The sequence below is a fragment of the Phytoamicus setariae genome, assembly GCF_016722925.1.
GTDB classification, from domain to species: Bacteria; Pseudomonadota; Alphaproteobacteria; order Rhizobiales; family Rhizobiaceae; genus Rhizobium_E; species Rhizobium_E setariae.
The window spans coordinates 238,461-260,192 of the sequence record NZ_JAEQNC010000009.1 but is presented as its reverse complement, the minus strand read 5'-3'; the positions used below and the strand labels follow the sequence as shown (position 1 = coordinate 260,192).

General features: G+C 57.6%; 18 protein-coding genes and 1 pseudogene. 6 read left to right on the top strand and 13 right to left on the bottom strand.

The annotated features are described in order from the left end of the window. Positions 1-175: 175 nt before the first annotated feature. Complete coding sequence (locus JJB09_RS17495) at positions 176-1,579, bottom strand: efflux transporter outer membrane subunit (RefSeq protein WP_201660933.1); 1,404 nt, start codon at positions 1,577-1,579, stop codon at positions 176-178. Between the two features lie 448 nt (positions 1,580-2,027). Beyond that, the gene (locus JJB09_RS17490; protein WP_425523739.1) at positions 2,028-2,777 is read right to left on the bottom strand and encodes a helix-turn-helix domain-containing protein; all 750 of its coding nucleotides are present in this window, start codon (positions 2,775-2,777) and stop codon (positions 2,028-2,030) included. Positions 2,778-3,294: 517 nt separating this feature from the next. On the opposite strand from JJB09_RS17490, the gene JJB09_RS17485 reads away from it, so the two are divergent. Both JJB09_RS17485 and JJB09_RS17480 read left to right on the top strand, forming a co-directional pair. After that, the gene (locus JJB09_RS17485) at positions 3,295-4,617 is read left to right on the top strand and encodes a polysaccharide biosynthesis/export family protein (RefSeq protein WP_201660930.1); all 1,323 of its coding nucleotides are present in this window, start codon (positions 3,295-3,297) and stop codon (positions 4,615-4,617) included. 121 nt (positions 4,618-4,738) lie between these two features. Continuing rightward, the gene (locus tag JJB09_RS17480) at positions 4,739-6,247 is read left to right on the top strand and encodes an O-antigen translocase (RefSeq protein WP_201660927.1); all 1,509 of its coding nucleotides are present in this window, start codon (positions 4,739-4,741) and stop codon (positions 6,245-6,247) included. On the opposite strand, the gene JJB09_RS17475 is transcribed toward JJB09_RS17480, so the two are convergent. From JJB09_RS17475 to JJB09_RS17450, 6 genes are read right to left on the bottom strand one after another with little or no spacing between them, the layout of a single operon-like run. Then, positions 6,163-7,449 (bottom strand): DegT/DnrJ/EryC1/StrS family aminotransferase, encoded by a 1,287-nt coding sequence (locus tag JJB09_RS17475; RefSeq protein ID WP_201660924.1) that lies wholly within the window; start codon positions 7,447-7,449, stop codon positions 6,163-6,165. The two genes, JJB09_RS17480 and JJB09_RS17475, sit on opposite strands and share 85 nt — an antisense overlap. Beyond that, positions 7,446-8,417, bottom strand: a complete 972-nt coding sequence (locus tag JJB09_RS17470; RefSeq protein ID WP_201660921.1) for an NAD-dependent epimerase/dehydratase family protein — start codon at positions 8,415-8,417, stop codon at positions 7,446-7,448. Before JJB09_RS17470 ends, JJB09_RS17475 begins: the two co-directional genes overlap by 4 nt. A gap of 16 nt (positions 8,418-8,433) precedes the next feature. Further along, entirely contained in the window at positions 8,434-9,129 is a 696-nt protein-coding gene (locus JJB09_RS17465; protein ID WP_201660918.1) for an acyltransferase, read from the bottom strand. Continuing rightward, entirely contained in the window at positions 9,119-10,225 is a 1,107-nt protein-coding gene (locus tag JJB09_RS17460) for a DegT/DnrJ/EryC1/StrS family aminotransferase (protein ID WP_201660915.1), read from the bottom strand. Before JJB09_RS17460 ends, JJB09_RS17465 begins: the two co-directional genes overlap by 11 nt. Then, a complete protein-coding gene (locus JJB09_RS17455; protein WP_201660912.1) occupies positions 10,222-11,259 on the bottom strand; it encodes a Gfo/Idh/MocA family protein in 1,038 nt (345 codons plus the stop codon). The genes JJB09_RS17460 and JJB09_RS17455 overlap by 4 nt, the downstream gene beginning before the upstream one ends. After that, positions 11,256-11,762, bottom strand: coding sequence for an acyltransferase (locus JJB09_RS17450; protein ID WP_201660910.1), 507 nt, complete (start codon positions 11,760-11,762; stop codon positions 11,256-11,258). The genes JJB09_RS17455 and JJB09_RS17450 overlap by 4 nt, the downstream gene beginning before the upstream one ends. Before the next feature lie 481 nt (positions 11,763-12,243). On the opposite strand from JJB09_RS17450, the pseudogene JJB09_RS17445 reads away from it, so the two are divergent. Next, positions 12,244-12,429 (top strand): annotated as a pseudogene (locus tag JJB09_RS17445) (IS3 family transposase); the annotation flags it as partial. Between the two features lie 201 nt (positions 12,430-12,630). Here JJB09_RS17445 and JJB09_RS17440 read toward each other — a convergent pair. The 5 genes from JJB09_RS17440 to JJB09_RS17420 form a co-directional block, all read right to left on the bottom strand. Further along, positions 12,631-13,617: a glycosyltransferase family 2 protein gene (locus tag JJB09_RS17440; protein ID WP_201660907.1), complete on the bottom strand. Its 987-nt coding sequence runs from the start codon at positions 13,615-13,617 to the stop codon at positions 12,631-12,633. Between the two features lie 192 nt (positions 13,618-13,809). After that, entirely contained in the window at positions 13,810-14,619 is an 810-nt protein-coding gene (locus tag JJB09_RS17435; protein ID WP_201660904.1) for a glycosyltransferase family 2 protein, read from the bottom strand. A 130-nt stretch (positions 14,620-14,749) separates the two neighbouring features. After that, the gene (locus JJB09_RS17430) at positions 14,750-15,790 is read right to left on the bottom strand and encodes a UDP-glucuronic acid decarboxylase family protein (protein ID WP_201660901.1); all 1,041 of its coding nucleotides are present in this window, start codon (positions 15,788-15,790) and stop codon (positions 14,750-14,752) included. Positions 15,791-15,832: 42 nt separating this feature from the next. Then, positions 15,833-17,332: a sugar transferase gene (locus JJB09_RS17425; RefSeq protein ID WP_201660899.1), complete on the bottom strand. Its 1,500-nt coding sequence runs from the start codon at positions 17,330-17,332 to the stop codon at positions 15,833-15,835. A gap of 15 nt (positions 17,333-17,347) precedes the next feature. Then, positions 17,348-18,205, bottom strand: a complete 858-nt coding sequence (locus JJB09_RS17420; RefSeq protein ID WP_201660896.1) for a WecB/TagA/CpsF family glycosyltransferase — start codon at positions 18,203-18,205, stop codon at positions 17,348-17,350. 499 nt (positions 18,206-18,704) lie between these two features. On the opposite strand from JJB09_RS17420, the gene JJB09_RS17415 reads away from it, so the two are divergent. From JJB09_RS17415 to JJB09_RS17405, 3 genes are all read left to right on the top strand, one after another. Further along, positions 18,705-19,106, top strand: coding sequence for a hypothetical protein (locus tag JJB09_RS17415; RefSeq protein ID WP_201660893.1), 402 nt, complete (start codon positions 18,705-18,707; stop codon positions 19,104-19,106). Positions 19,107-19,865: 759 nt separating this feature from the next. Next, entirely contained in the window at positions 19,866-20,561 is a 696-nt protein-coding gene (locus JJB09_RS17410) for a class I SAM-dependent methyltransferase (protein ID WP_201660890.1), read from the top strand. Positions 20,562-21,045: 484 nt separating this feature from the next. Beyond that, positions 21,046-21,642 (top strand): polysaccharide biosynthesis/export family protein, encoded by a 597-nt coding sequence (locus JJB09_RS17405; RefSeq protein ID WP_201660887.1) that lies wholly within the window; start codon positions 21,046-21,048, stop codon positions 21,640-21,642. The last annotated feature ends 90 nt before the right edge of the window (positions 21,643-21,732 follow it).

Genomic DNA, 21,732 nt, shown 5'->3' with positions numbered 1-21,732 from the left:
AGGTCGACAAAGCTTCCGACTTTGCCGACCTCTTTAATCGTAGCTACTAATCTATAGCAAAACCGCTTCTAGCGGTTCAAGCGCAGCGTTTCAAACCTCCACCTTTGGTGGAGGTCATGACTTTGGTGAGTATAAGTCAACGAAGTTCATAAGTCGGGTTATCCCGCCTGGAACTTCACTGGGTCTTGATCGGGCTGCCGATGTCGGAGCCGCCGCCGATTGCGACATTGAGCGCAATGTAGTCGCGGGCAAGGTTCCTGATGGACGTTGCGAGCGTCAAACGGCCGTTGGCAACATTCCGTTCGGCATCGAGAATGTCCAGCACGGTTGCAGTGCCGCCCTTGTAGCTTTCACGCGCCAGCGACAAGGCCTCTTCATAGGAAACGACGAGCCGGCGAAGTGCATAGACGGTCTGGTAGTCGCGATGCAATGCAATCTGGGCGTCCTCGACTTCCTCGATTGCATTGAGTACGACCTGTTTCCAGGCAATATACTGCTGTCTGGCAACGGAGTTAGCAATGTCCACTTCCGCCTTCAGAGCGCCGCCGTTGAAGATCGGCACGACCACTGTAGGTCCAAAAGACCAGGACAAAAGCCCGCCTGAGCCAACGCGTGTGGAAAAGCGCGAGCCGTCGATCGAGCCGCCAAGCGAAATGCTGGGATAAAGTTGCGATTCGGCTACGCCGATGCTTGCCGTTGACGCTGCAAGCAGGCGTTCAGCCTGGCGGATATCCGGACGATTGCGGATAAGATCTGCTGGAATGCCGGTCTTAGTGGCATTACGAGGCATCGGCTGGCCACTACCACGCGCAAAGCTCGCAGTCATCGTCGCCGCCGGCACCGCAAGCAGGGTCGCGATGTGGTTTGCTGCCAGATGGTAGCCGGTTTCCAGCGTCGGAATTTCCGCAAGTGTCTGGTTAACCAGGCCCTCTGCCTGAACGACGTCAAGACGCGAAGCGGAGCCCGCTTCCTTGATGTCGTTGATCAGTTTCAATGTCACCCGGCGGGAAGCCAGGTTCTCGCGGGTAAGCGCAAGGGATTCCTGATAGTAGCGCAAGTCGACATATGTCACGGCCAGATCGGAAAAATAGGCAAGCCGGGCGACATTGACGTTATCGTAGGCGGCATCGAGCGAGTAGTTGGCCGCTTCGGTGGAGCGCTTGTACTGTCCGAAGAAATCGAGCAGCCAAGAAGCCGTCAAACCGGCTGATGCAGTCTTGTTGGTGGTATGCTTGGCATTTGTCGAGTTTTCGCCATTGATGATGGCGCCAGCTGAACCATTGACCTGCGGCAGTGCACCCGCACCTGCCGCAACGACATTGGCCTGCGCTTCGACAATGCGTTCCAGCGAGCCCAATACGCTGAGATTCTCATTCATGCCTTCTGCGACAAGTGCATTGAGGCGCTTGTCTTTGAAGCGTTCCCACCAGGGATTAAGGCGCACGTTCTCAGCGGACTTGTCTTTCGCTTCCGAGTACTTGGCAGGCAATTCCGCGATCGGTGGCTTGTAGTTAGGGCCAACGACACAACCTGAGAGGATCAGCGCTATTGTGGGCGCGAGTAAAGTCTTTTGTCTCATCGTGTTCCTTGATCGCCTGTCAGTCTAGTGATTTGCTGCTTTGGGATTCGTCAATCACGCCAAACTGCCACGCCGACACAATTGCTTTGCGCTACGCATCCTCAAAAACTCAAATTCACACATTTCTAGTTCATCCCGCTCGCGTATCTGGGTGCCCTGATGCGGTCGGACTTCGCTTAGTTTGTCAGACTAGGTGTGGAATCACTGATTTGTCTAGCTAAGATTTGAGGTTGCATCCGCTAAGATATGATAAAAGTATTAACTGTTACATATTTCTCATAGCCTGCCGGGCAGCTTTTATCATCTCCCGTACAGATCCCAGGAGGTCGTCTGATACCGAGGAGTTTCGGGCGGAACCTGCCGGCGAGTGGTAGGGAAGTGAACCCCGGCGCCTGACCGCGCACGCCGCTATAAGGCAAGGCGGCTGGCTCTTCGACGAGCTTTTCGGCTATAAAGCGCCAGCGGTGGCCGTGAAGTTGCGGAACCTGGCCGCGGCTTCAGTTCGATTGTGGACGCCGAGCTTTCGGATGATGTTGTGCAGATGAACCTTGACGGTGTGCTCCGACAACCCGAATTCGACAGCAATCAGTTTGTTTTGCAAGCCGCGAGCCACCATTTCGAGGATCTGTGTCTCGCGCATGGTCAACTCCGCCATATTGCGTTCACGTTGAACGGGTGACGCATAACGGTGGTATGTTGAAAGGGTGTCGTCGTTGTTGTTGCCCCTGGATTGCAGAGGGGTCCCTGGCGGGAAATACTCGCCACCGCAAAGCATGAGGCGGATGATCGACAGCCAGATATCCAGTCTGAAATCCATCGGTAAAACGCTGCGAAACAGCGGCGAGGCAGCGACTGCGGCGAGAGGTGCGGCCAGAACCTTGTCATTGGGCTGAATCACCGCAGCCAGCGCATTTGGATGGCTTCGCAGGATCCTGCCGGAAGCTTCCTCCGCTTCCTTCACCAATGCGATATCGACGAGGATCAAGGCGACGGGATGTTGAAATGTGGTACACGCAGCCGCAACGCGATCGACCTGTTCGACGACGATCCAGGGAAATTCCCGTTCGACCGCATCGATCAACCGATCCGACACGCTTCCTGAACTGGTCACGATCACCAAGACGCGTTGAGGTTCAAGCCGTCGTTTGGCGCCGCCTGTCCCCGCAGTGATTTCGCTACACTCGTTCCCGTCCAACAAAGCCGTGTCCTCTATCCGGGAGATACAGCCGATCGGTAACACTCACCGTTGGCCGCAAGCCACTCCACCCCATCACCGCCGCGACTTTACCGTACGTCGGCAGCGTCCGCGACGGCGTAAAACGGTTGATGTACGGATCGAAGGTCAACGACCGTGGAGGCGACATGCACCTGCTTATCCACCGAATGAACGATGTGCCAAGTGGATTCTCCTTCCAAATGAGGATGCGGGCTAGAGTTACTCTCCTCCCTAAACTGGCAGCAACCATCCATCGGGCGGGAGAATCACGGCAGTCGGCATGGATTTTCCTGCCGTGTAAGCATGCTTATTCCCATATCACCCATATTGATGAGGTGGCTCTCCGACCGTTCCTCTTTCTCTATCGGTCAATAATTTGCAAACTGCGATCGGTGTCCAGTGTTGAACCGAGCCAGAGCAGGGCAAGCCGCGGTATTCCAGTGTCGCCGAACTTGCGTCGCCTGAAACAATGCCTGGGGTATCAGGTCCGGAGAATTACATGCTCGCCGCTGTACGTTCCAAACGCAAATCAATCCCCACGACCATTATCACTTTGGCATTCGTCGTATTTGTCAGTCTGTGGCCGGGAACGTCTGCTTTTGCCGAGACGACACCGCTGCCGCCGCACACGAAAATCAGGCTGACGATTGTGCTCTGGATGCCCACCAAGGGCGCTTATGACAAATGGGACGCGCTGGGCGGCGATTTCGAAGTTTCTGACAGAGGTATCCTGTCGCTTCCGGTCGCTGGAGAGCTTACGGTCGGCAATCTCGACGCCACCCGGCTTTCCATTGAGATTGCCGGCCGGCTGAAGGCAAAGATCGGGCTTGTGGAAATGCCGGAGGTCACCGTCGCGATCGTCGAATATCCTCCGGTCTATGTCGTCGGAGATGTCGCAACACCGGGTGAATACAAGTTCCACGTCGGACTGACCGTGTTGCAGTCACTGGCGATGAGTGGTGGCCGGCTTCGCTCCGAGAGTGGGAAGAGTCAGGAAAAGCTGGCTGTTGTCGGCACGTTAAGGGGACTTGAGAACTCCATCCTGCGTAGCGAGGTCAAAATCGCACGGCTTTTGGCGGAAATGTCTGGCGCAACGGAGATCCCCGCCGGCTCGTGGGTTGGACGCGACGATAAGCTTGCAGCTGCGGTCTATGGGCAGGAGAAGGAAATATTCGTCGCGCGTGCGAACCTCCTGAAGCGGCAGGTGAAGTCTTACACGGAATTGCGCGACCTACTGTCCACGGAAATCACGAACCTGGACAAAAAGGCCGCCGGCTCGGATGCGGACATCGCATCCGTGGAAGGGGAAATGCGCAACATGAAATCAATGGTCGAAAAAGGCATAGCGCTTCCGTCTCGTCTGGCAGAACTTGAACGATTGCAGAGAGGATACTACGCGGGGCGGCTGGACCTGTCGACGGCAGCCATGCGAGCCCGTCAGGGCCTGGCTGAAGCGTCGCGCAACATAGAAGGCCTTTACGACAGGCGGCGAACGGACGTCGCTACGGAATTGCAGGCCGAGCAGGCCAGCCTGGATCAACTCAAGCTGAAACGCGATATTACGCAGAGGCAATTGCTGGATACGCTCGCCCAAAGCCCTGATGTGGAGGGCTCTGATGACGCGGATGCTCTTGTGTTTACGGTCGACCGACTGGCCAACGGCAGCGTCCAGCAGTTGCCTGCATCCGAAAATACACTCCTGCAACCCGGCGATGTCGTGCGCGTCGTCCGCAGGTCCAGCCAGCAGGTGCCGGAGACATCGGCTGCTGCCACGGTGTTGCCAGACAAAGCGGATCCGCAAACTGAGCAAACCGGCCAATGAGCACAAGCAACTACCGAGCCCGACGGTCTGGCAATCGGCAGCGGGTGCCCGACCGATCTGATGCCTGCAGCGATAAGATTCAGTGCCACAAGCGGATCGCCGGCACTAAATTGGGTGCCAAATGAAGCGAGACGAAACCCCGGCGGACGGGCACTCCATCGCCCAAATCCTCAAGTCGACGCTGCTTATCGGTGGCTCATCGGTCGTCAATGTTGCGTTCTCAATCTTCCGCAACAAGGCGGTAGCGGTGATGCTGGGGCCGGAAGGCATAGGCCTAATGGGCCTCTACAATTCCGTGATCGATATCGCGCAAACGCTGGCTGGCCTTGGCGTTCAGTCGAGCGGCGTGCGCCAGATTGCCGAGGCGACCGGAACGGGGGAGCCTGACAGGATTGCGCGCACTGCCAGAATTGTCGGTCGGCTTTCCATTGTTCTCGCTGTCCTGGGTACGCTACTTCTTGCTGCGCTTGCTGTTCCGGTTGCAACTCTGACATTTGGCGATCATCAGCATGCGGTGGGGGTTATCCTGCTATCGGTCGCAGTCTTCTTTCGGTTGGCAGCGGGGGGCCAGCAGGCGCTGATCCAGGGGATGCGCGATATTTCCAGTCTCGCGCGCATCAATGTGCTTTCAGCGCTCTTCAGTACCGTGCTGACGATCCCTCTGGTTTACTTCTTCGGTACTGGGGGCATTGTGCCCTCCATCGTCGCTGTCGCGGCCGCCATGCTGCTTGTGTCCTGGTGGTACGGCAGGAAGATCGGCCTCACCGATCCGGCGAACGCGACAGGCCTGTACGGTCCGGAAGCTGTGGCTCTGCTTAGGCTTGGCTTCGTGTTCATGGTCAGCGGTGTTCTGACCTTCGGAAGCGCCTATGCTATCCGCATCATCATAATGCACGCGAACGGCGTGGTGGCCGCAGGGCTCTACCAGGCGGCTTGGGCACTCGGCGGGCTTTATGCCGGATTCATCCTGCAGGCCATGGGCACGGACTTTTATCCGCGTCTGACGGCTATTTCGCGGGACAACACTGCGTGCAACCAATTGGTCAACGAGCAGGCGCAGATCAGTATGCTGCTCGCTGGTCCTGGCGTGCTTGCGACATTGACCTTTGCGCCCCTAGCGATGTGGCTGTTCTATTCCCCGGAATTCCACCCGGCAGTCAACCTGTTGCGCTGGATCAGCCTTGGCATGATGCTCAGAATCATTTCGTGGCCGATGGGTTTTATCGTGCTGGCGAAGGGCGCAAATTGGACATTCTTCTGGACGGACATCGCAGCAACAGTCGTGCATGTCGGGTTGGCGTGGCTGTTGGTGGACAGGTTCGGCGCAATTGGAGCCGGAGCCGCGTTTTTTGGGCTCTACGTCTGGCACAGCATTCTGATCTACATTCTCGTGCGGCGTCTTAGCGGATTTCGCTGGTCTCTGGCCAATCGCAACCTCTGTCTGATCTTCCTGACATTGTCCGCGTTGATCTTTTGCGCGACCCAGTTCCTGCCGCTTTGGCTGGCAACGGTACTGGGTTCGCTCGCCGTGCTCGGCACGGGGCTCTACTCACTGAAGATGTTGGCTGGGCTTGTGCCGCTAGCGTCCCTGCCGGCGCCTATCCGGACGTGGATATCACGGTTTGCCTGAAGGACAGTCCATGCTTTGCCGTCAGGCCATCTTGGCTGGTGCGATGCAACGTCGTGCAAGGCGTCGACCACGTCCGAAAGGTCTTCGTCGGTCATTTGCGCATAGAGGGGCAGGATGATCGTTTCTTCCTGTGCCGCGACGCTGTGGCCAAGACTCGATGCGACAAGATGTGTGTCACTACTTGCGTAAGCTTGTTCGCGGTGGATATTCATCACGCCCCGCCGGGTCGAGATTCCACGATCCAGCAGCGTTTGCATCACGGTTCGTTGGTCAAGCCAGTCGGGCAGCCTGACGCAGTAGCTCTGCCAGTTGCTGCGTGCCCAGGCGGGTTCGAGTGGCGCCTCCAGACCGGAGATTTCTGACAGACGTTGCCGATAGAGCTCGGCGAGTGCTCTGCGTCGCATGACAAGTTCGGGAAGCCGGCGCAGTTGCACCCGCCCGAGCGCTGCCTGAAGGTCTGTCATGCGGTAATTGTAGCCGATTTCGGGGTAGCTTTCGTAAATCACTTGCTTCGAGCCGTGACGCACCGTGTCGGCTACGCTCATGGCATGCTGACGCCACAGGCGTAACTTCTTGTCGTATTCGGCATTGGCCGTGGTCAGCATTCCGCCGTCGCCTGTCGTGACGACCTTGCGGGGATGGAAAGAAAAGCAAGCGATATCCCCATGCGGTTTGCCGATCTTCTGCCATTCGCCTTGCCAGAGGATTTCGCTGCCAGAAGCGCAGGCGGCGTCTTCAATGACCGGAATGGCGTGCCGGCGTCCGATATCCATGATGGCACGGAGATCACATGGCATGCCCAGCTGGTGCACACATAATATTGCCCGGGTGCATGGGGTAATAGCCGCCTCGATCAGTGCTGGATCGATGTTGAACCCATGCGCTTCTATGTCGATGAAAACCGGAACCGCCCCGCAATAGCGGATGGCATTTGCGGTGGCGATGAACGAGTGGCTGACCGTGATCACCTCGTCGCCGCTGCTGACGCCGATCGCTCTCAGCGCAAGGTGGAGCGCAGTGGTGCAGTTGGAGACTGCGCAGGCATGCGGCGCACCGACGAACGCGGCAAACTCGCTTTCGAACGCGGCTACCTCTGGTCCCTGGGTAACCCAGCCCGACAAGATGACGCGCCGTACGGCATCGACTTCCTCTTCATCAAGGACGGGTTTGGCGACCGGGATCTGGCGAAGGGGCGTGCTCATGCTGCCTGTCCCCCCACCGCCTTCTCCTGCCTCCACCAGGCGACGAGATCTCGGAGCCCCTGTTCGAGCGTCACTTCGGTCCGGAAACCCAGAAGGCGCTCTGCCTTGGCCATCGACGCGAGCCTGCGGGACACGGCGTTGACCTTGCGTGCCGGGGCGTATTCCGGCTCCAGCGACGATCCCATGATGCCAGACAAAAGGCGGGCGAGTTCGTTGAGGCTGGTTTCCGTGCCGCTGGCGACATTGAACACTTCGTCCGTGACTTCGGATTTGGCGGCGAGCAGATTGATGCGCGCGATGTCGTGAATATGGACGAAATCCAGGGTCTGGGTACCGTCGCCCTGGATGATCGGCGGCTGCCCGGCCGCGATCCGTTCCATCCACCGGATCAACACTTCGGTGTAGACCCCGTGCACATCCATTCTCGGACCGTAGACGTTGAAATACCTGAGGGCGACATATTTCAGCCCGTACATTTCCGCAAAGCTGCGCAGCAGCCCCTCGTTGAACGTCTTGGCTGCACCGTAGATGGTGCGGTTGTTGTAGGGGTGGTGCTCCTCTGTGGTCGGAAAACTGTCGGCCTGCCCGAGTACCGAAGCAGAGGATGCCGCGACGACCTTCGAGACGCCTGCTTTGACCGCAGCCTCCAGCACATCGAAGGTACCGCCGGCCAGCACATCGAAGGCAAGCCTCGGTTCCTCTGCACATTGCGTGATGCGGATGGCGGCCTGGTGGAAGACGACGTCCACACCCTCGAAGCATTTCGCCAGCAGCGCGCGATCACGGATGTCTCCTTCGATGATCGTCACCGGTGCGGCGCCTGTGGCCTGGATCAGGTTTTCCCGACGGCCGCGGACGAAATTGTCGAGGATCAGGATTTCGCGCGGCCGTTCCTGTGCCACGAGATCTGCGATATGCGAGCCAACCAGGCCTGCGCCGCCGGTAATCAGAATGCGCTTGTTTTTCATGGCCTATCACCGTTCACTAGGTTGCCGGGGTGGGTTCGTCCCGCCACCGCAAGAATTTCGCCGGTACGCCGGCGACCACCGAGAAAGGTTCGACATCGGCGATGACGACCGCGCCCGCACCGACGATCGCACCCTTGCCGATCGAAACACCCGGAAGGATCGTCGCGTTGGTGCCGATATCGGCCCATGCGCCCACGCGGACGGGCTTGATTTCCAGATCGGTTCGGATGATCGGCACATCCACGGGCAGGGCAGTGTGGCTAGAACCCAGGACCTTGGCGCCCGGTCCCCAGCCGACATGGTCCTCCAGGATCAGGTCGCGCGCATCGAAATAAGCCTGCGGCCCGATCCAGACATTGTCGCCGATCCGGCAGGTCCCATCATAGCGGCCCTGTATGTAGGCCTGCGCGCCGATGAAAACCCCGCTGCCGATCTCGAATGTCTCGGGGTGTTTGAAGCCCGCGCCGCTACCGACCTGCAGTCCAGGCCCGCAACGACGCGCGATGGCCTGCCAGATCGTCTTGCGCATCAAGCCATCGATGAACCCGTCGCCGGTCGCAAAGCGACCGTAGAGCTCCATCAGGCCGCCATTGCCGTAGGCACAACGCAATTCCTCGACAAGCCCACTCTGATAATCTGGATCAGTCGGACTTTGCCTACGACCATGCACCGCTTGCACAATTCTGGTGATGGGGCTTGCTTCAAGCGACATAGGCATCCTGCTCCACCGAGGCTGCGACCTGCTCGACCTGCCGTGCCGTCATTTCCGGGTAGATCGGCAGCGAGAGGACTTCCCGCGCCGCCCGTTCCGCCGCCGGGAAATCACCGGATTGATAGCCGAGGTCGGCATGGGCTTTCTGGAGATGCACGGGAATCGGGTAGTGCAGGCCGGTCTGTATGCCCGCGCTGTGCAACGTTCGCGCCAAGCTGTCGCGGTCTCGGCTTCTGACGGCGTAGACATGATAGACATGACGTCGGCCCGGAGCTTCGACAGGGGGCACCAGATCGACCAATCCCTTCAGCAGGTGAGAGTATCGCGCGGCATGCGCACGACGGGCATTTGTCCAGTCCTCCAGATGTCTGAGCTTGACCCTGAGGATCGCTCCCTGGATTCCATCCATGCGATAGTTGAACCCTTTCAGGACGTGGTGATATCGCTGTTCCTGGCCCCAGTCGCGCAGTATCCGCAGCATCGTTGCGTGGTCGTCATTGTCGGTGACTGCGATGCCGCCCTCGCCGCAAGCGCCAAGATTCTTGCCGGGGTAGAAACTGAAGCAGCCGAGAGCGCCAATGCTACCCGCCCGCTGCCCGCGATATTCCGCACCGTGCGCCTGGCAGGCATCCTCTATGACCGGGATGCCGTGGCGGGCGGCAATCGCTGCGATCTCGCCCATGTCTGCCATCTGCCCATAAAGGTGGACAGGCACGATCGCCTTCGTGCGTGGCGTAATCGCCGCCTCCAGCTTTTCAGGGGCCATGGTCAGCGTTATCGGCTCGACATCGACAAATACAGGGCGCGCTCCAACATAGCAGACCGCCGAGGCAGTGGCCACGAATGTGAATGGAACCGTAATAACCTCGTCGCCCGGCCCGACGCCGGCGGCAATCAGTGCCAGATGCAGCGCACTCGTGCCTGTATTGACGGCAACGGCGTGCTTCGTTCCGCAATAGGCGGCAAATTCCCGTTCGAATTCGGCAACCTCCTCGCCAAGCACATATTGCGCAGAGGCGAGCACGCCCAGCACCGCCGCATCCACTTCATCCTTTATCGAAGCGTATTGAGCCTTGAGGTCGAGAAACGGGATCATGCTATCCGCCTTGCCTGTTCGAGCTCGACGACACGCCCGCGCTGTGCAAGCGACTGCGTTGCGGCTTCGAGGATTCGCACGACCCGTAGGCCCGCATGCCCATCGGCGATCGGCTGCGTACTGGACTCAACGCAGTCGATGAACTGCCGCAACTCCCGGCCCAATGCCTCTGTCATGTCCAACTGCGGGGCATACATGTCGCCGGTGCGGTAGCCGACCAGCATCTGATAGACCTTCTCGCCGTTCTTTTGCGGATTACCGTTGAGCGTGATGCCCTTGTCGTAGACCTTGATTTTCTCGCTGGGTTCCAGATCGTCATAGACGATCATCTTGCTGCTGCCGCCGATCAGCGTGCGGCGTACCTTGACCGGTGCCAGCCAGTTGACATGAATATGCGCGATCAACTTGCTTTCGAAAAACAGGGTGAGATAGGCGATGTTCTCCGGTTCACCCATGACATGGCTCATCCCGGTTGCGGAAACTGCGACCGGCTTTTCCGGCAGGACATAATCCATGATCGACAGATCATGCACGGCAAGATCCCAGATGACGCTGACATCATGCTGGAACAGGCCGAGATTGACCCGCACTGAGTCATAGTAATACATCTCGCCGAGGCCGTTTTCGACGATCTCGCGCATCTTGCGGACAGCGCCGGTGTGAATGAAGGTGTGATCGACCGCGAGTACGAGCCGGCGGCGTGCGGCTTCGTCCACCATGCGCCGGGCTTCTTCGGCCGTTGACGCCATCGGCTTTTCGACGAACACGTGCTTGCCGGCCATCATGGCCTTCATTGCGAGACTGAAATGGGCGGAAACCGGTGTCGCTATGGCGATGGCATCGACCCTTGGGTCGCGCAGAACTTCGTCAAAGTCGTCGGTGATGTCAACGGCCGGATAGCGCGCCTTGACGCTGGCCAGCCTTTCCATCTTCAGATCGCAAACGGAAACCAGCCTGGCGCCCGAGATTTCCGCGATGTTTCGAACCAGGTTCGGACCCCAGTAGCCATACCCGATGACGGCGATCCCGATCATTGCGTTCTCCCGGAAAATAAGGGTTCAGCAGGCGTGTCCTTGGTGCGCCCGACGATCCGCGCCGGAACGCCGGCCACGACCGCATGGTTCGGGACATCCCGTGTCACCACGGCCCCAGCCCCCACCTGCGCACCTTCGCCGATGATGACGCCTGGCAGTATGGTGGCGTTGCTGCCGATCGAGGCATGGCGCTTGACGCGCGTCGGCATCATCTGCCAGTCGCTGTCGGATTGCAGGCTGCCGTCGGCGTTGACGGCGCGTGGATACATGTCGTTGGTGAACATCACGCCATGGCCGATGAATACGCCGTCCTCGATCGTCACGCCCTCGCAGATGAACGAATGACTGGAGATCTTGCAATTCCGCCCGATGATCGCGTTTCGCTGTATCTCCACGAAAGTGCCGATCCGAGTACCGCCGCCCACCGTGCAACCGTACAGATTGACCAGATCCGGGTGGTGGATAACGACGCCGTCATCCAGTTTGACGCTCGTTGCGATCATGTCGCGAAGTCCTCTGTTTTTGGTCGTCGCAGTTTTGGGATCAGCCTGTCGTTATGCGCATCCCTGTTGATTGTACTGTCAGGACTTCACAGCAATTCTTCAGTACTTAAGGGAACTCTTTTCGCTCGCTCCGTAAAGGAAACAAAATGTAGTACCGCGTGCATCGAAAGGCGTATGTTCTTGCGCGGTATCAATGTTTCCCTCCTGCGAATACCGTTCCGGTTGGCGGATCGCGGTATTGCTTCGGGGAAAAGATGTTGTTCAACTGGCTTTCTGGTGGCTTTGCTGGGTCGATAGTTGTGCAGCCAGCGCACCTTCGCTCCGCCTCACCATGCCCCGGGGCAAATCCCGGTGTCGTCGCATCGACACGCGAGCGGAGCTTCCGTATTGGTCAACCGGTGCCCCCGAGGGCGCCGATGCGTCGGCTGTGAACTGCACCGGGTTTGCCGGAGGCTCCGACTCGTGAGAAAGTAGAGCTGAGATGAGCAAGACGACCACCCCAGAAGTCAGCGAGCGCGCTATGCGGATGGTTCTGGACCACCAAGCCGAACATCCCTCTCGTTGGGCTTAGGTCTCCTCGATAGCCGCCAAGATCGGCTGCTCAGCGCACACGCTCAATGAATGGGTGAAGAAGGCCGAAGTGTATAGCGACCATGGCGGCGGCCTTGTCCATTATTCCGATCGCGGCAGTCAAGGCAGTTTCAAACGGTCGTCGCAACACTATAGAAATGGAGGTTGCAATGACGGTTCACAAGCGCGCTTCGGATCGGTGCACTCGAGAAAGGCTGCGTTCGCCCGGGCGGGCGGCCGCCTGGCAGCATAACCTAAACCAGACGACCTCTAGCAAATGCGGGCCGGTTCAGTCACTTTACCCAGCAGATCGTCGACAGATAGAATTCAAGGCATACCAACATTTTGGCCCGATGGCTTGCTTGAAAACTAACTTGATCCAAGGCAATGAATTTCGTACTTCGGGGGAGACCTCCAGCGCAAAGCGCTGAATTGCCTCGGCTGCCGCAATGTCGAATTTGTTGAACGCCACGCTGGCCTGTCGAAGTGCCTCTCTTCCGAGATCTTCTGTAAGAAAGCGTCGTAACTTCTCATCCTCTTTGAGATTATCCGCGCCGTGGCGAAACAGAATCTCGAAAGCCTTTTTTCTTTGCTGGAGGTCCGGAAGAATGCTTTCTGTATAGTAGTCTAGCGACATGTTCGATGCATGCCGGCGGTATATAGCTTGATCTTCACTGATAAAGCCTACTCCCGCATGTGATGCGAGCCGCAGCCACATTTCCATGTCGCCAGCATGTGGCAGTTCTATATGGTAGCCACCTACCTGTTTCTGTAGCGCCGTTCTCACGACGGCCGTCGGTGTCGGAACTATGTTGGTCGCCCCGCTCAATCGAATGAATTCTGAACCGGGCAGAACTTGCAAATGGGGCACATTGCCACCGAGAGGATTGAAGCGCCGGGTCGTGCCATCCGGCTCAGCTATAAGCGCGTTGCCGAAAGTGAATCCCAAATTCGGCATTCTACGCATCAACTGCGACGACCTACTTAACGCGCCCGGCAAAAGATAATCGTCCGCGGATAGAAGAAGGAACAAGTCGCCGCTCGCCCACTCAATACCCTCGTTATAGGTGGCGATGTGGCCCTTGTTTGCCTCGTGACGCCGGTACGCGACTCTCGCATCCCGAGATGCCAAGGCCGTTCCGATTTCCGGTGTATTATCTGGCGAAGCATCGTCCAGAATGAGCACTCGTACATCGACATCCGCTTGCGAAAGAACGCTTTCAACACATTCTTGCAGGAAATGAGCATATTTGTAGCAGGGGATCACGACATCGATACGCTGCAAGTTTGTTCCTCCGCAGGCTACCGCACAATTCAGGGGCACCTCATACATTTTCCGCACACCGCATCGCATTGCCCGTCCGTGGCATTACCTGTCGTCCCATCGAGCTAACCGGCCGAGTAGTGAAGGAAATATCCTTCGTCTCTGCGGATTGATGGGGATGTTAAATCGTATCTGTGGCATGGCTTTCGGTATTCATGTTTTGGCGCTGAGATAAGAGTAGGGCGAAAGCCTTGACAGCGCATATTGGACGACCAGCTTTGCCACCGTGCGCCGCCTGAGCGGAAAGCCGAAATCCTGCCAGATACGCCAGCGATCCCGAGCCGGGAGCGATTTGAACCAGTAGTATGGCTGGTCGGTGAACGCGAGGGGCTTGCTGCCGGCGGGGACAGGTTCCCCCATTCGCTTGTAGTCGGATTCCCAAGTCGTACGGTAGCATACCGTCGCTGTCGGCTCATGAGAGCACGATAGCCGAGAGGCCCGTATCGAACTCCAATAGACAGAATCTCCCACCGGATAGAGTTCCCGCGGCATGTAAGCCCAGCGCGCGATGATCGGCAGGGACGGTCGCGTGAGAAACAAGCAATTCGTATCCACGTGGGTGCGGCCGTCGCTCTTTGAGTCGTCGAACATGTAGCTGCCGTCCGTGCGGTGCATCGAGCGTCTCGATGTGCAAACCGCAGCACCGGTACGGCCTTGAAGCTCAAGCAGGCGCTGGATGTGGTCGGATCGGTACCAGTTGTCCGCATCGAGAAACGCCACGGCATCATAGCCCTGGGTAAAGGCGCTGAGGCTGCCGATCACGCGAGCCATGTTGCCCGCGTCGCCGTGGGCATTAGGCAGGATGAAATGCTTCGCGTGCCAGCGACCGACGGCAGCATTCGGAAACCCGTCGGCAACAAAGACATGGTCGCATGCAAAGGTTTGGTCGAGAACGCTCGCGTGGCACTGCTCAAGGAACTCGCTGGGTTCCTTGTAGTACGGTGTAATAACGGCAACGCGCATGATCCATGTCCTCAATTTTTTTGGTGGTGATCTGCACGTCCCACGGTAGCCGCCTTCTTTGCAAATCTCGATTTGGGCTTGCGGTCCATTGAAAAAGCGAGATTCGAGACGCGATGGTTGATGTAGCTAGTCATGCCCCTATCTTGGGAGCCAGGCCGAGATTCGACGCCGTCACATGCGGATAAGGCGCCTGAGTGGACCTGGCGTTGATCAAGTTCCTGACGCCGCCGGAAAGCGCCCACTCGAAATAGGCGATCGTTTTCGCGAGCCCTTCACGCAGGCCCACCGTCGGCTGCCAGCCCAGTTCATGTTTTGCACGGCTGATATCCGGCTTCCGCTGTGTCGGGTCGTCGGCCGGGAGGGGCTTGAAGACGATGCCCGATCTCGATCCCGTCATTTCGATCACCATTTCGGCCAGTTCACCGACCTGGAATTCGCCGGGGTTGCCGAGGTTGATTGGGCCAGTAACGCCAGAAGGTGCACCCATGAGGCGGATAAAGCCGTCGATCAGGTCGTCCACGTAGCAGAACGATCGCGTTTGCGTGCCGTTGCCGAAAATGGTGATCGGCTCGTTCCGAAGCGACTGAACGATGAAGTTGGAGACGACCCGGCCGTCGTTGGGATGCATGCGCGGCCCGTAGGTGTTGAAGATCCGCGCCACCCGGATGTCTACGCCATATTGACGGTGGTAATCGAAGAACAGCGTTTCGGCGCATCGCTTGCCTTCGTCATAGCACGCCCGCGGGCCAATCGGGTTGACGCTGCCTCGATACTCCTCGGGTTGAGGATGGACTGCGGGATCGCCGTAGACTTCGCTCGTCGATGCCTGGAAGATCTTCGCCCTGGTTCGTTTGGCCAAGCCGAGCATGTTGATGGCCCCGTGCACATTGGTCTTCACGGTCTGCACCGGGTCGACCTGGTAGTGGACCGGTGATGCCGGGCAGGCGAGATTGTAGATCTCGTCGATCTCAACATAAAGCGGGAAAGTGATGTCGTGACGAATGATCTCGAAATGGGGATCGTCAAGAAGCTGCATCACGTTGTCGCGCGAACCGGTATAGTAATTGTCCACGCAGAGGACGTCATTGCCTTCTCTCAGAAGCCTTTCGCACAGGAAGGACCCCAGGAACCCGGCGCCACCGGTAACCATAACTCGCTTATGTCCGTGCATTATGAACTCCGTTGTTGATGCTGCCGCAGAACGCGCAACAGGCTAGTAAGCTCCATTGCGCTTGAAGGCCGCTGGAATTGTGCTCAGGAGGATATGCCAGTCGAACCACAATGACCTGTTGTCGATGTAGAACTCGTCAAGTTGTTGCTGCAGGCAGATATCCGCATCGCTTCGTTCGGATATCTGCCAGAGGCCTGTAAGTCCCGGCGTCACCGAACGCCGCTTGTCGCGAAACTCGCCATCCATCGCCAGGAGGTGGTATTCCGGAAAAGGGCGCGGTCCGACGATTGCCATTTCCCCCGCTATGATGTTCGCCAATTGCGGGAGTTCGTCGAAACTTGTCGAACGAAGAAGATTCCCGATCACAGGCAGGACGCGCGGATCCTGCCGAAGCTTGAAGTGCGTGGTCCACTCGTTCTGTATGGCCGGATTTTCCCGGAACAACGCTTCGAGGCGCTGTTCCGCATCCCTGTACATTGTTCTCAGTTTCAGGACGTGGACCGGCTTGCCCGCCAAACCTTCCCTGGCATGCCTGAAGAAAACGGGACCGGGATCGATGGCATAGATCGCGGCTGCCGCAACAAGAATAAATGGTGTAGCCAGTAGCGTCGCAGGGATCGCGATCGCGAGATCGACGGCCCGTCGTACCATGTTCGAGTTTGTCGAGCTCCTGCTTGCGGCCAAGCGAATGCCGATCTCTCCGCCTACGTCCGCAGGCCGCAATCCGGTTATTTTGAAGTTCGGCGTGTCGCACAGAAGAATGACTTCGGCGAACTTTTGACGCATTGTCGCCAACTCGGCGCTTAGAGGCCCCGTATCCCCGGCTATCAAGGCAATCGATGCCGGGTTTTCTGAGGATATTTCCCGAGCATCGGGTGAAAAGGGTTCTGGCCGAATGCCGTACTGCCAGTGCTCGGTGAAATATGTCATGAGCGCGGGGATGCGATTGCGACGCGCTATGATTACCGCCCGTTCTCCCCAGATTCCAAGTTTCCGGCACAGGCCCCGTGCAACCCAATGCATGACGGGCTGAATAATCAGTCCCAGGGCAAGGAAGGCAACAGTGGCAAGCAGCAGCCCAGACGCTTCCGGCAGGAAAACCACAACAAGCACTGCAAGGGCCGCCACTTTGACGGAAGCTATCGTGCGCCGGCGCAAGTGCTCGTGATTGTGAAGCCTGTATCCTGGATAGAGCGCTTTCGATGCATAAAGAAACAAGGCAGCCACTGCCGCGAGGGCGAAAACACGCACCATAACCGTGCTGTCCCCTCCGACCGGAAGAATATGCAGGAGAAGGAAATAAGCCGCCAAATAGGCAATGATGTCGCCGGCAATCAAGAGTGACGACGTAGCCAGCCGCGAGAAGTGGCGTTTTAGTAGGCCCGATATCCTCAGTTCCTGCTGCTCGCTGAGCTTGGCGGTTGGTTCCGGAGGGGTCAAAGGTGGGACCGAGTTTGGCGGAATCGTCCGCGCCGACACACCATTTGAGGCGCTGGCCTTTGACCGGCCGGATTTTACTGCTGACGGCGCGAATGAAGCCATGCTGGGTTTGCTCCTCTACGGACTTTGCCTCGACGCGCTCGATTCAAAACGCTCGTCTTCGATCGGAAATTTCCGCAGACCCAGTCTCTGTAGTGCAGTCAGTGAGATGTAGGTCGGTACGACATATGCATATCGTCGCCACAGCCGTCGCGGCTCGCACATAAGGCGAAACGCCCATTCGAAGCCGCTTCTCTGGATTAACCTCGGAGCCTGGCGCTTGAGGCCGGCATGGAAGTCGACCGCCGCCCCGACGCCGATGAGCATCGAAGCCTCCAGACGATCGCGCATCCGCGCCATCCAGAGCTCCTGTTTTGGGCTGCTCAGTCCGACCCACACGATATCGGCGCCAGACCGATTGATCCGGTCGGCAATATCCGCTTCTTCCTGCGACGACAGTTCATGAAAGGGCGGTGCATAGGATCCGACTATCTTCGCTTCCGGGAATTTTCCAAGAAGTCTGGCCTGCAACAACTCCAGCGTCTTGGTCGTTGCACCATAAAGGAAGTGACGTAAGCCTTTGGATCTGCCAGCCTCGAAAACAGACAGCATCAAGTCAGGTCCGTAGACCCTGTCGCTTTCCGGGTGACCATCATGCTTCAATGCCCATACCAACGGCATGCCGTCGGGGGTCACGAGGAAGGCGCGGTTGTGTATGGATCGAAGCTCGGGATCCTTTTGACATCGGACGACGCCATGGGCATCGCGAACGCACACATATCCCCTCTTGCCACCTTCAATCGCCGCTTGAATAAGTCCGGTCGCGCTTTTGAGATTGACTGCCGAGACGCGTACACCAAGGACATTGGTCCATTCCAAGGAGCCTATCGGATGGAGAGCCAAAGTTTGGCTGCTGTCTGCTGGTGGCTTTCTCATGACCTGCGCTTTCGCGATCTGAACAAGTTGTCAGTATATGCCGGCAGGCCAATTGCCTCCATACTTGTCGTTCAAGCTATTGGGCGTAGAAGAGACTTCATGTTTTTACTTCTCGCACCGAGATGACTTACCATGTTTGAAGTAAGCCAATGTGCCTCAGTGCTTGCACGTTGCTCTTATTGATGAGCGCTACCCCGAAAAAGCAGTTTGACCTTTTGCAGAGCGGCAGAAAATCGTCGCTTTAGCGCTGATTAGGCTGGGGAGAGGGGCGTGGTGAACGGCGAGATGGCGGCGTCGGCTGGCGAGCCTTCAGATGAGACCGGCAGAACCAACCAGTTGCAAAGAGATTTGAGCTCCAATGGCTACATCGTCATCAGGGGAGTGCTGCCCCCCGAGCAGGGTCTGCAAGATCGCGTTCTACCTGCAGGATCAGGACGAAAACTCGCGAGGGACATTGAAGGTTCGACCAAGATCTCACCTCAAGGCCCTGGTCCACAGCATGCCAGAGCAGAAAATTGCCATACGGGCGGGCGATGCCATCGTTTTCGACGTGCGTATCGAACATGCCGGACAAATGCCGACACTGGTAGATAGGGATGCACGCAGGCTCTTTGAGCGGATCGGGCCGCGTCTTCGCCTGGACGTTCAAAAGACTTTCACCTTGACGCGATCGATCATTCGATGGCTCGGCAGGACATCCGACCGCGCCGCGATTTTCATGACCTTTGGTCCGTCTGAAGCATGGACCTATTCCTATATTGAGGAAGGCCGCAATCGCCATCCTGGAGTTCGGGGCACGCTCAGTGCGGAGGTGCTGACACAGTTCGTTGCCAACAACGTTGCCCCGCCCCTGATCGGGACGCCGACTTTACCCCACCAAACCTATGGGGCCGGACTTTGATGCATATACTTGTGTCAGCCTATATGCTCTCCTTGTCGGTCCCGACTGGCTTGGGCAGATAAGAGCGTGTTGATCGCGCCAATTTGGAAAGACATATGTCCCCTTTCGTGGCTGCGCTGTTGTGCCGAGAAACGATTATCCGCACATCCGCAGTCAACTAGAGCATTTTCATTGAATTCTGAGTCGAAAGGATTCCCCGCGAGGTCGGGGTCGGATTCACTGTCCTGATGATTTGCCAGGAGGGTGAGATGTCGCACAGCTTGAGTTCGGACCTTCGTGGTGGAGTGATTTCGGCGATTGAAGCGGGCCTCTCGACGCGGGAGGCAAGTCCGCTCTAACACAAATGAAGGTGGGGGCTACTTCTAACGCGCGTACGCACCATCCAAGGACGTTTAAGCACTCGGGAGACACTTCCCCCAAAGGATTGGTGCTAGGGTCTCAGGGATTGCCCGTAAGAGCAGGTGTTGCGCGTGTCCATTCACCGGTAGCTTGGCGATGGATGCAGTCCGCAAAGGACATCGCGCTGGGCCGCAATTGGCACCTTGAAGGGTAAGGTTTCGCATGGTTCAACTTCACCATCCTGGTTCTGCTCGCATAAGCGAGACCTACCTCCGGCATCGAGACGACGAGGATAACTACGCATCCGAAAGCCATCTCCCTTCTCGCTACGCTGCCCCGGACACAATCGACTGCCTGCATCATGATCGAATGTATTCTTCGCTGCATGCGCTCCTTCGACACGCCGCGAACTCAACGTGGATGACGGTCGGCGATGGTCGCTTCGGGACTGATGCAAATTTCCTAAGACCGCACGTTCGGTCCGTTCTTGCGACCAGCATATCTTCGTCAACGCTTAAAATTGCAAAGCATCGGAATTGGATTGACGAGTACTCCGAGGAGAACGCCGAGAGGATATCCTTCGGTGACGAGCAATTTGACTTTGTATTGTGCAAGGAGGCCTATCATCACTTCCCAAGACCGGCTGTCGGCTTATATGAGATGCTGCGCGTTGCTCGTGTAGGCGTCGTTCTCATCGAGCCATTTGACAGCCCATGGTCGCCACTTGGCAGTATCAAGAGAATTGTTAAACGCACCTTACGTGGTGAGCATGCTTACGATCAATTCGAGCCCGTTGGGAATTTCATCTTCCGGCTGTCGAGAACAGAAACGTCTAAAGCCATGACTGCTCTCGGATACTATGGAATTGCATGGAGGCCTATGAATGGGTTCTCGTGGGGGCCACTTATCAGGGCAAATAGAACGAAAATTTCCCTGCAACTCGCGTCGTATTGGTTCGGTGTGTACGCACAGGACTTCGCTTGTCGCATGCGGTTGCTGTCTCCAGGACTTGTGACCATGGTCTGCCTGAAAAAACCGCCTACTCCCGAACTTCTGCGCGACCTCAAGCGGCATGGCTTTCGGATCGATATTTCGCCCTTAAATCCATACACGTGAATAATGTAGGTAGCGTGTGACCTTATCCAGTTTGGGTTGCGCGACAGCAAGGTCCGTTATCACAGATCGAGGGCATCGACGTCGCTGGCGGCGGCGGAAACTCGATCGTCGTCGATGGCTTGCGCCATGGCAGGATCAAGGGGGCGCAGTTGTGCCGAGAAACGATTATCCGGACATCCGCAGTACAACAAGCAATAGAAGGCGGGGTTACTTCTAACGCGCCTACCACCATCAAATGACGTTGTCGTATCTAAGTCGTTGGGGGCGCCCCCCCAAAGAGCGGGTAGTCGGGTCTACAGGATTGCCCATAAGAGCAGGTATTTCGCGTGTCCGTTAGGCGGTAAAGTAACGTGAATTGTATGCCGCGTGGAATGCACACCGCGAAGGACGTCACGCTGACCGTAGGTGCTTTCCGCTGAAATTGATAATGGCTCCAGCGCAGGCTGATTGTCCGTAGTTGACGCTTGGAAGGGGTAGGATTTCTATGGTTCCACTTCATCGTGCGGGTTCCGCACGCATCATGACGGGGACGTCACTGGTTGTGGCCTGGTTGGCTGTGACCACACCAGCGCTAGGGGAGACGCTGATCGAGCGAGGGGATACATTGCATAACGCCATCACGGAGGCTCCAAAGCTCGGTGGCGACAGCAAGGTCGATCTGGCGGGCAATATCGTGTTGCCGCACCTTAGCAGCATCCGGGTTGCCGGACTGCAGCTCGATACGGTGCGCGCGCGCGTCCAGGAAAAACTCATCAAACACGATATCCTCAAGTCGCCGACAGTTCTGGTCCAAATCGCCAAGTACCGGCCGGGCGTGGTCGAATATGAGCCTGGCCTCACCGTTCGCCATGCACTTCTGCTCGCCGGAGGCGCTGGCCTGGCCGAGGAACTGGGTGCTCTGTCGGCGGAGATTCCGAATGCTGGTGCTTCTGTCCAGGCGGTCGGCAAGTTGGCTGAGCCGGTCGCCGTGATCTACCGATCGGTGGCTGGCCGCGAAGAGACGACAAAACCGAACATGAAAACGGAAATTCTGCCCGGAGATATCCTCGATGTTTCGCTCTTCATCGACCCCGCAGGTTGATGCCAGTCTGCATCGGGTTCCCCTCGGCATTTCGCACCGAACGTGCGCGCGTTGGGCAATGCGGCCGCACCAAAAGTATAGCGCAACGCC

Excerpts from the sequence above, each read along its gene's own strand:
- JJB09_RS17495 (WP_201660933.1), bottom strand. The coding sequence starts at position 1,579 with ATGAGACAAAAGACTTTACTCGCGCCCACAATAGCGCTGATCCTCTCA.
- JJB09_RS17485 (WP_201660930.1), top strand. The coding sequence starts at position 3,295 with ATGCTCGCCGCTGTACGTTCCAAACGCAAATCAATCCCCACGACCATT.
- JJB09_RS17480 (WP_201660927.1), top strand. The coding sequence starts at position 4,739 with ATGAAGCGAGACGAAACCCCGGCGGACGGGCACTCCATCGCCCAAATC.
- JJB09_RS17475 (WP_201660924.1), bottom strand. The coding sequence starts at position 7,449 with ATGAGCACGCCCCTTCGCCAGATCCCGGTCGCCAAACCCGTCCTTGAT.
- JJB09_RS17470 (WP_201660921.1), bottom strand. The coding sequence starts at position 8,417 with ATGAAAAACAAGCGCATTCTGATTACCGGCGGCGCAGGCCTGGTTGGC.
- JJB09_RS17465 (WP_201660918.1), bottom strand. The coding sequence starts at position 9,129 with ATGTCGCTTGAAGCAAGCCCCATCACCAGAATTGTGCAAGCGGTGCAT.
- JJB09_RS17460 (WP_201660915.1), bottom strand. The coding sequence starts at position 10,225 with ATGATCCCGTTTCTCGACCTCAAGGCTCAATACGCTTCGATAAAGGAT.
- JJB09_RS17455 (WP_201660912.1), bottom strand. The coding sequence starts at position 11,259 with ATGATCGGGATCGCCGTCATCGGGTATGGCTACTGGGGTCCGAACCTG.
- JJB09_RS17450 (WP_201660910.1), bottom strand. The coding sequence starts at position 11,762 with ATGATCGCAACGAGCGTCAAACTGGATGACGGCGTCGTTATCCACCAC.
- JJB09_RS17435 (WP_201660904.1), bottom strand. The coding sequence starts at position 14,619 with ATGCGCGTTGCCGTTATTACACCGTACTACAAGGAACCCAGCGAGTTC.
- JJB09_RS17430 (WP_201660901.1), bottom strand. The coding sequence starts at position 15,790 with ATGCACGGACATAAGCGAGTTATGGTTACCGGTGGCGCCGGGTTCCTG.
- JJB09_RS17425 (WP_201660899.1), bottom strand. The coding sequence starts at position 17,332 with ATGGCTTCATTCGCGCCGTCAGCAGTAAAATCCGGCCGGTCAAAGGCC.
- JJB09_RS17420 (WP_201660896.1), bottom strand. The coding sequence starts at position 18,205 with ATGAGAAAGCCACCAGCAGACAGCAGCCAAACTTTGGCTCTCCATCCG.
- JJB09_RS17415 (WP_201660893.1), top strand. The coding sequence starts at position 18,705 with ATGCCAGAGCAGAAAATTGCCATACGGGCGGGCGATGCCATCGTTTTC.
- JJB09_RS17410 (WP_201660890.1), top strand. The coding sequence starts at position 19,866 with ATGACGGTCGGCGATGGTCGCTTCGGGACTGATGCAAATTTCCTAAGA.
- JJB09_RS17405 (WP_201660887.1), top strand. The coding sequence starts at position 21,046 with ATGGTTCCACTTCATCGTGCGGGTTCCGCACGCATCATGACGGGGACG.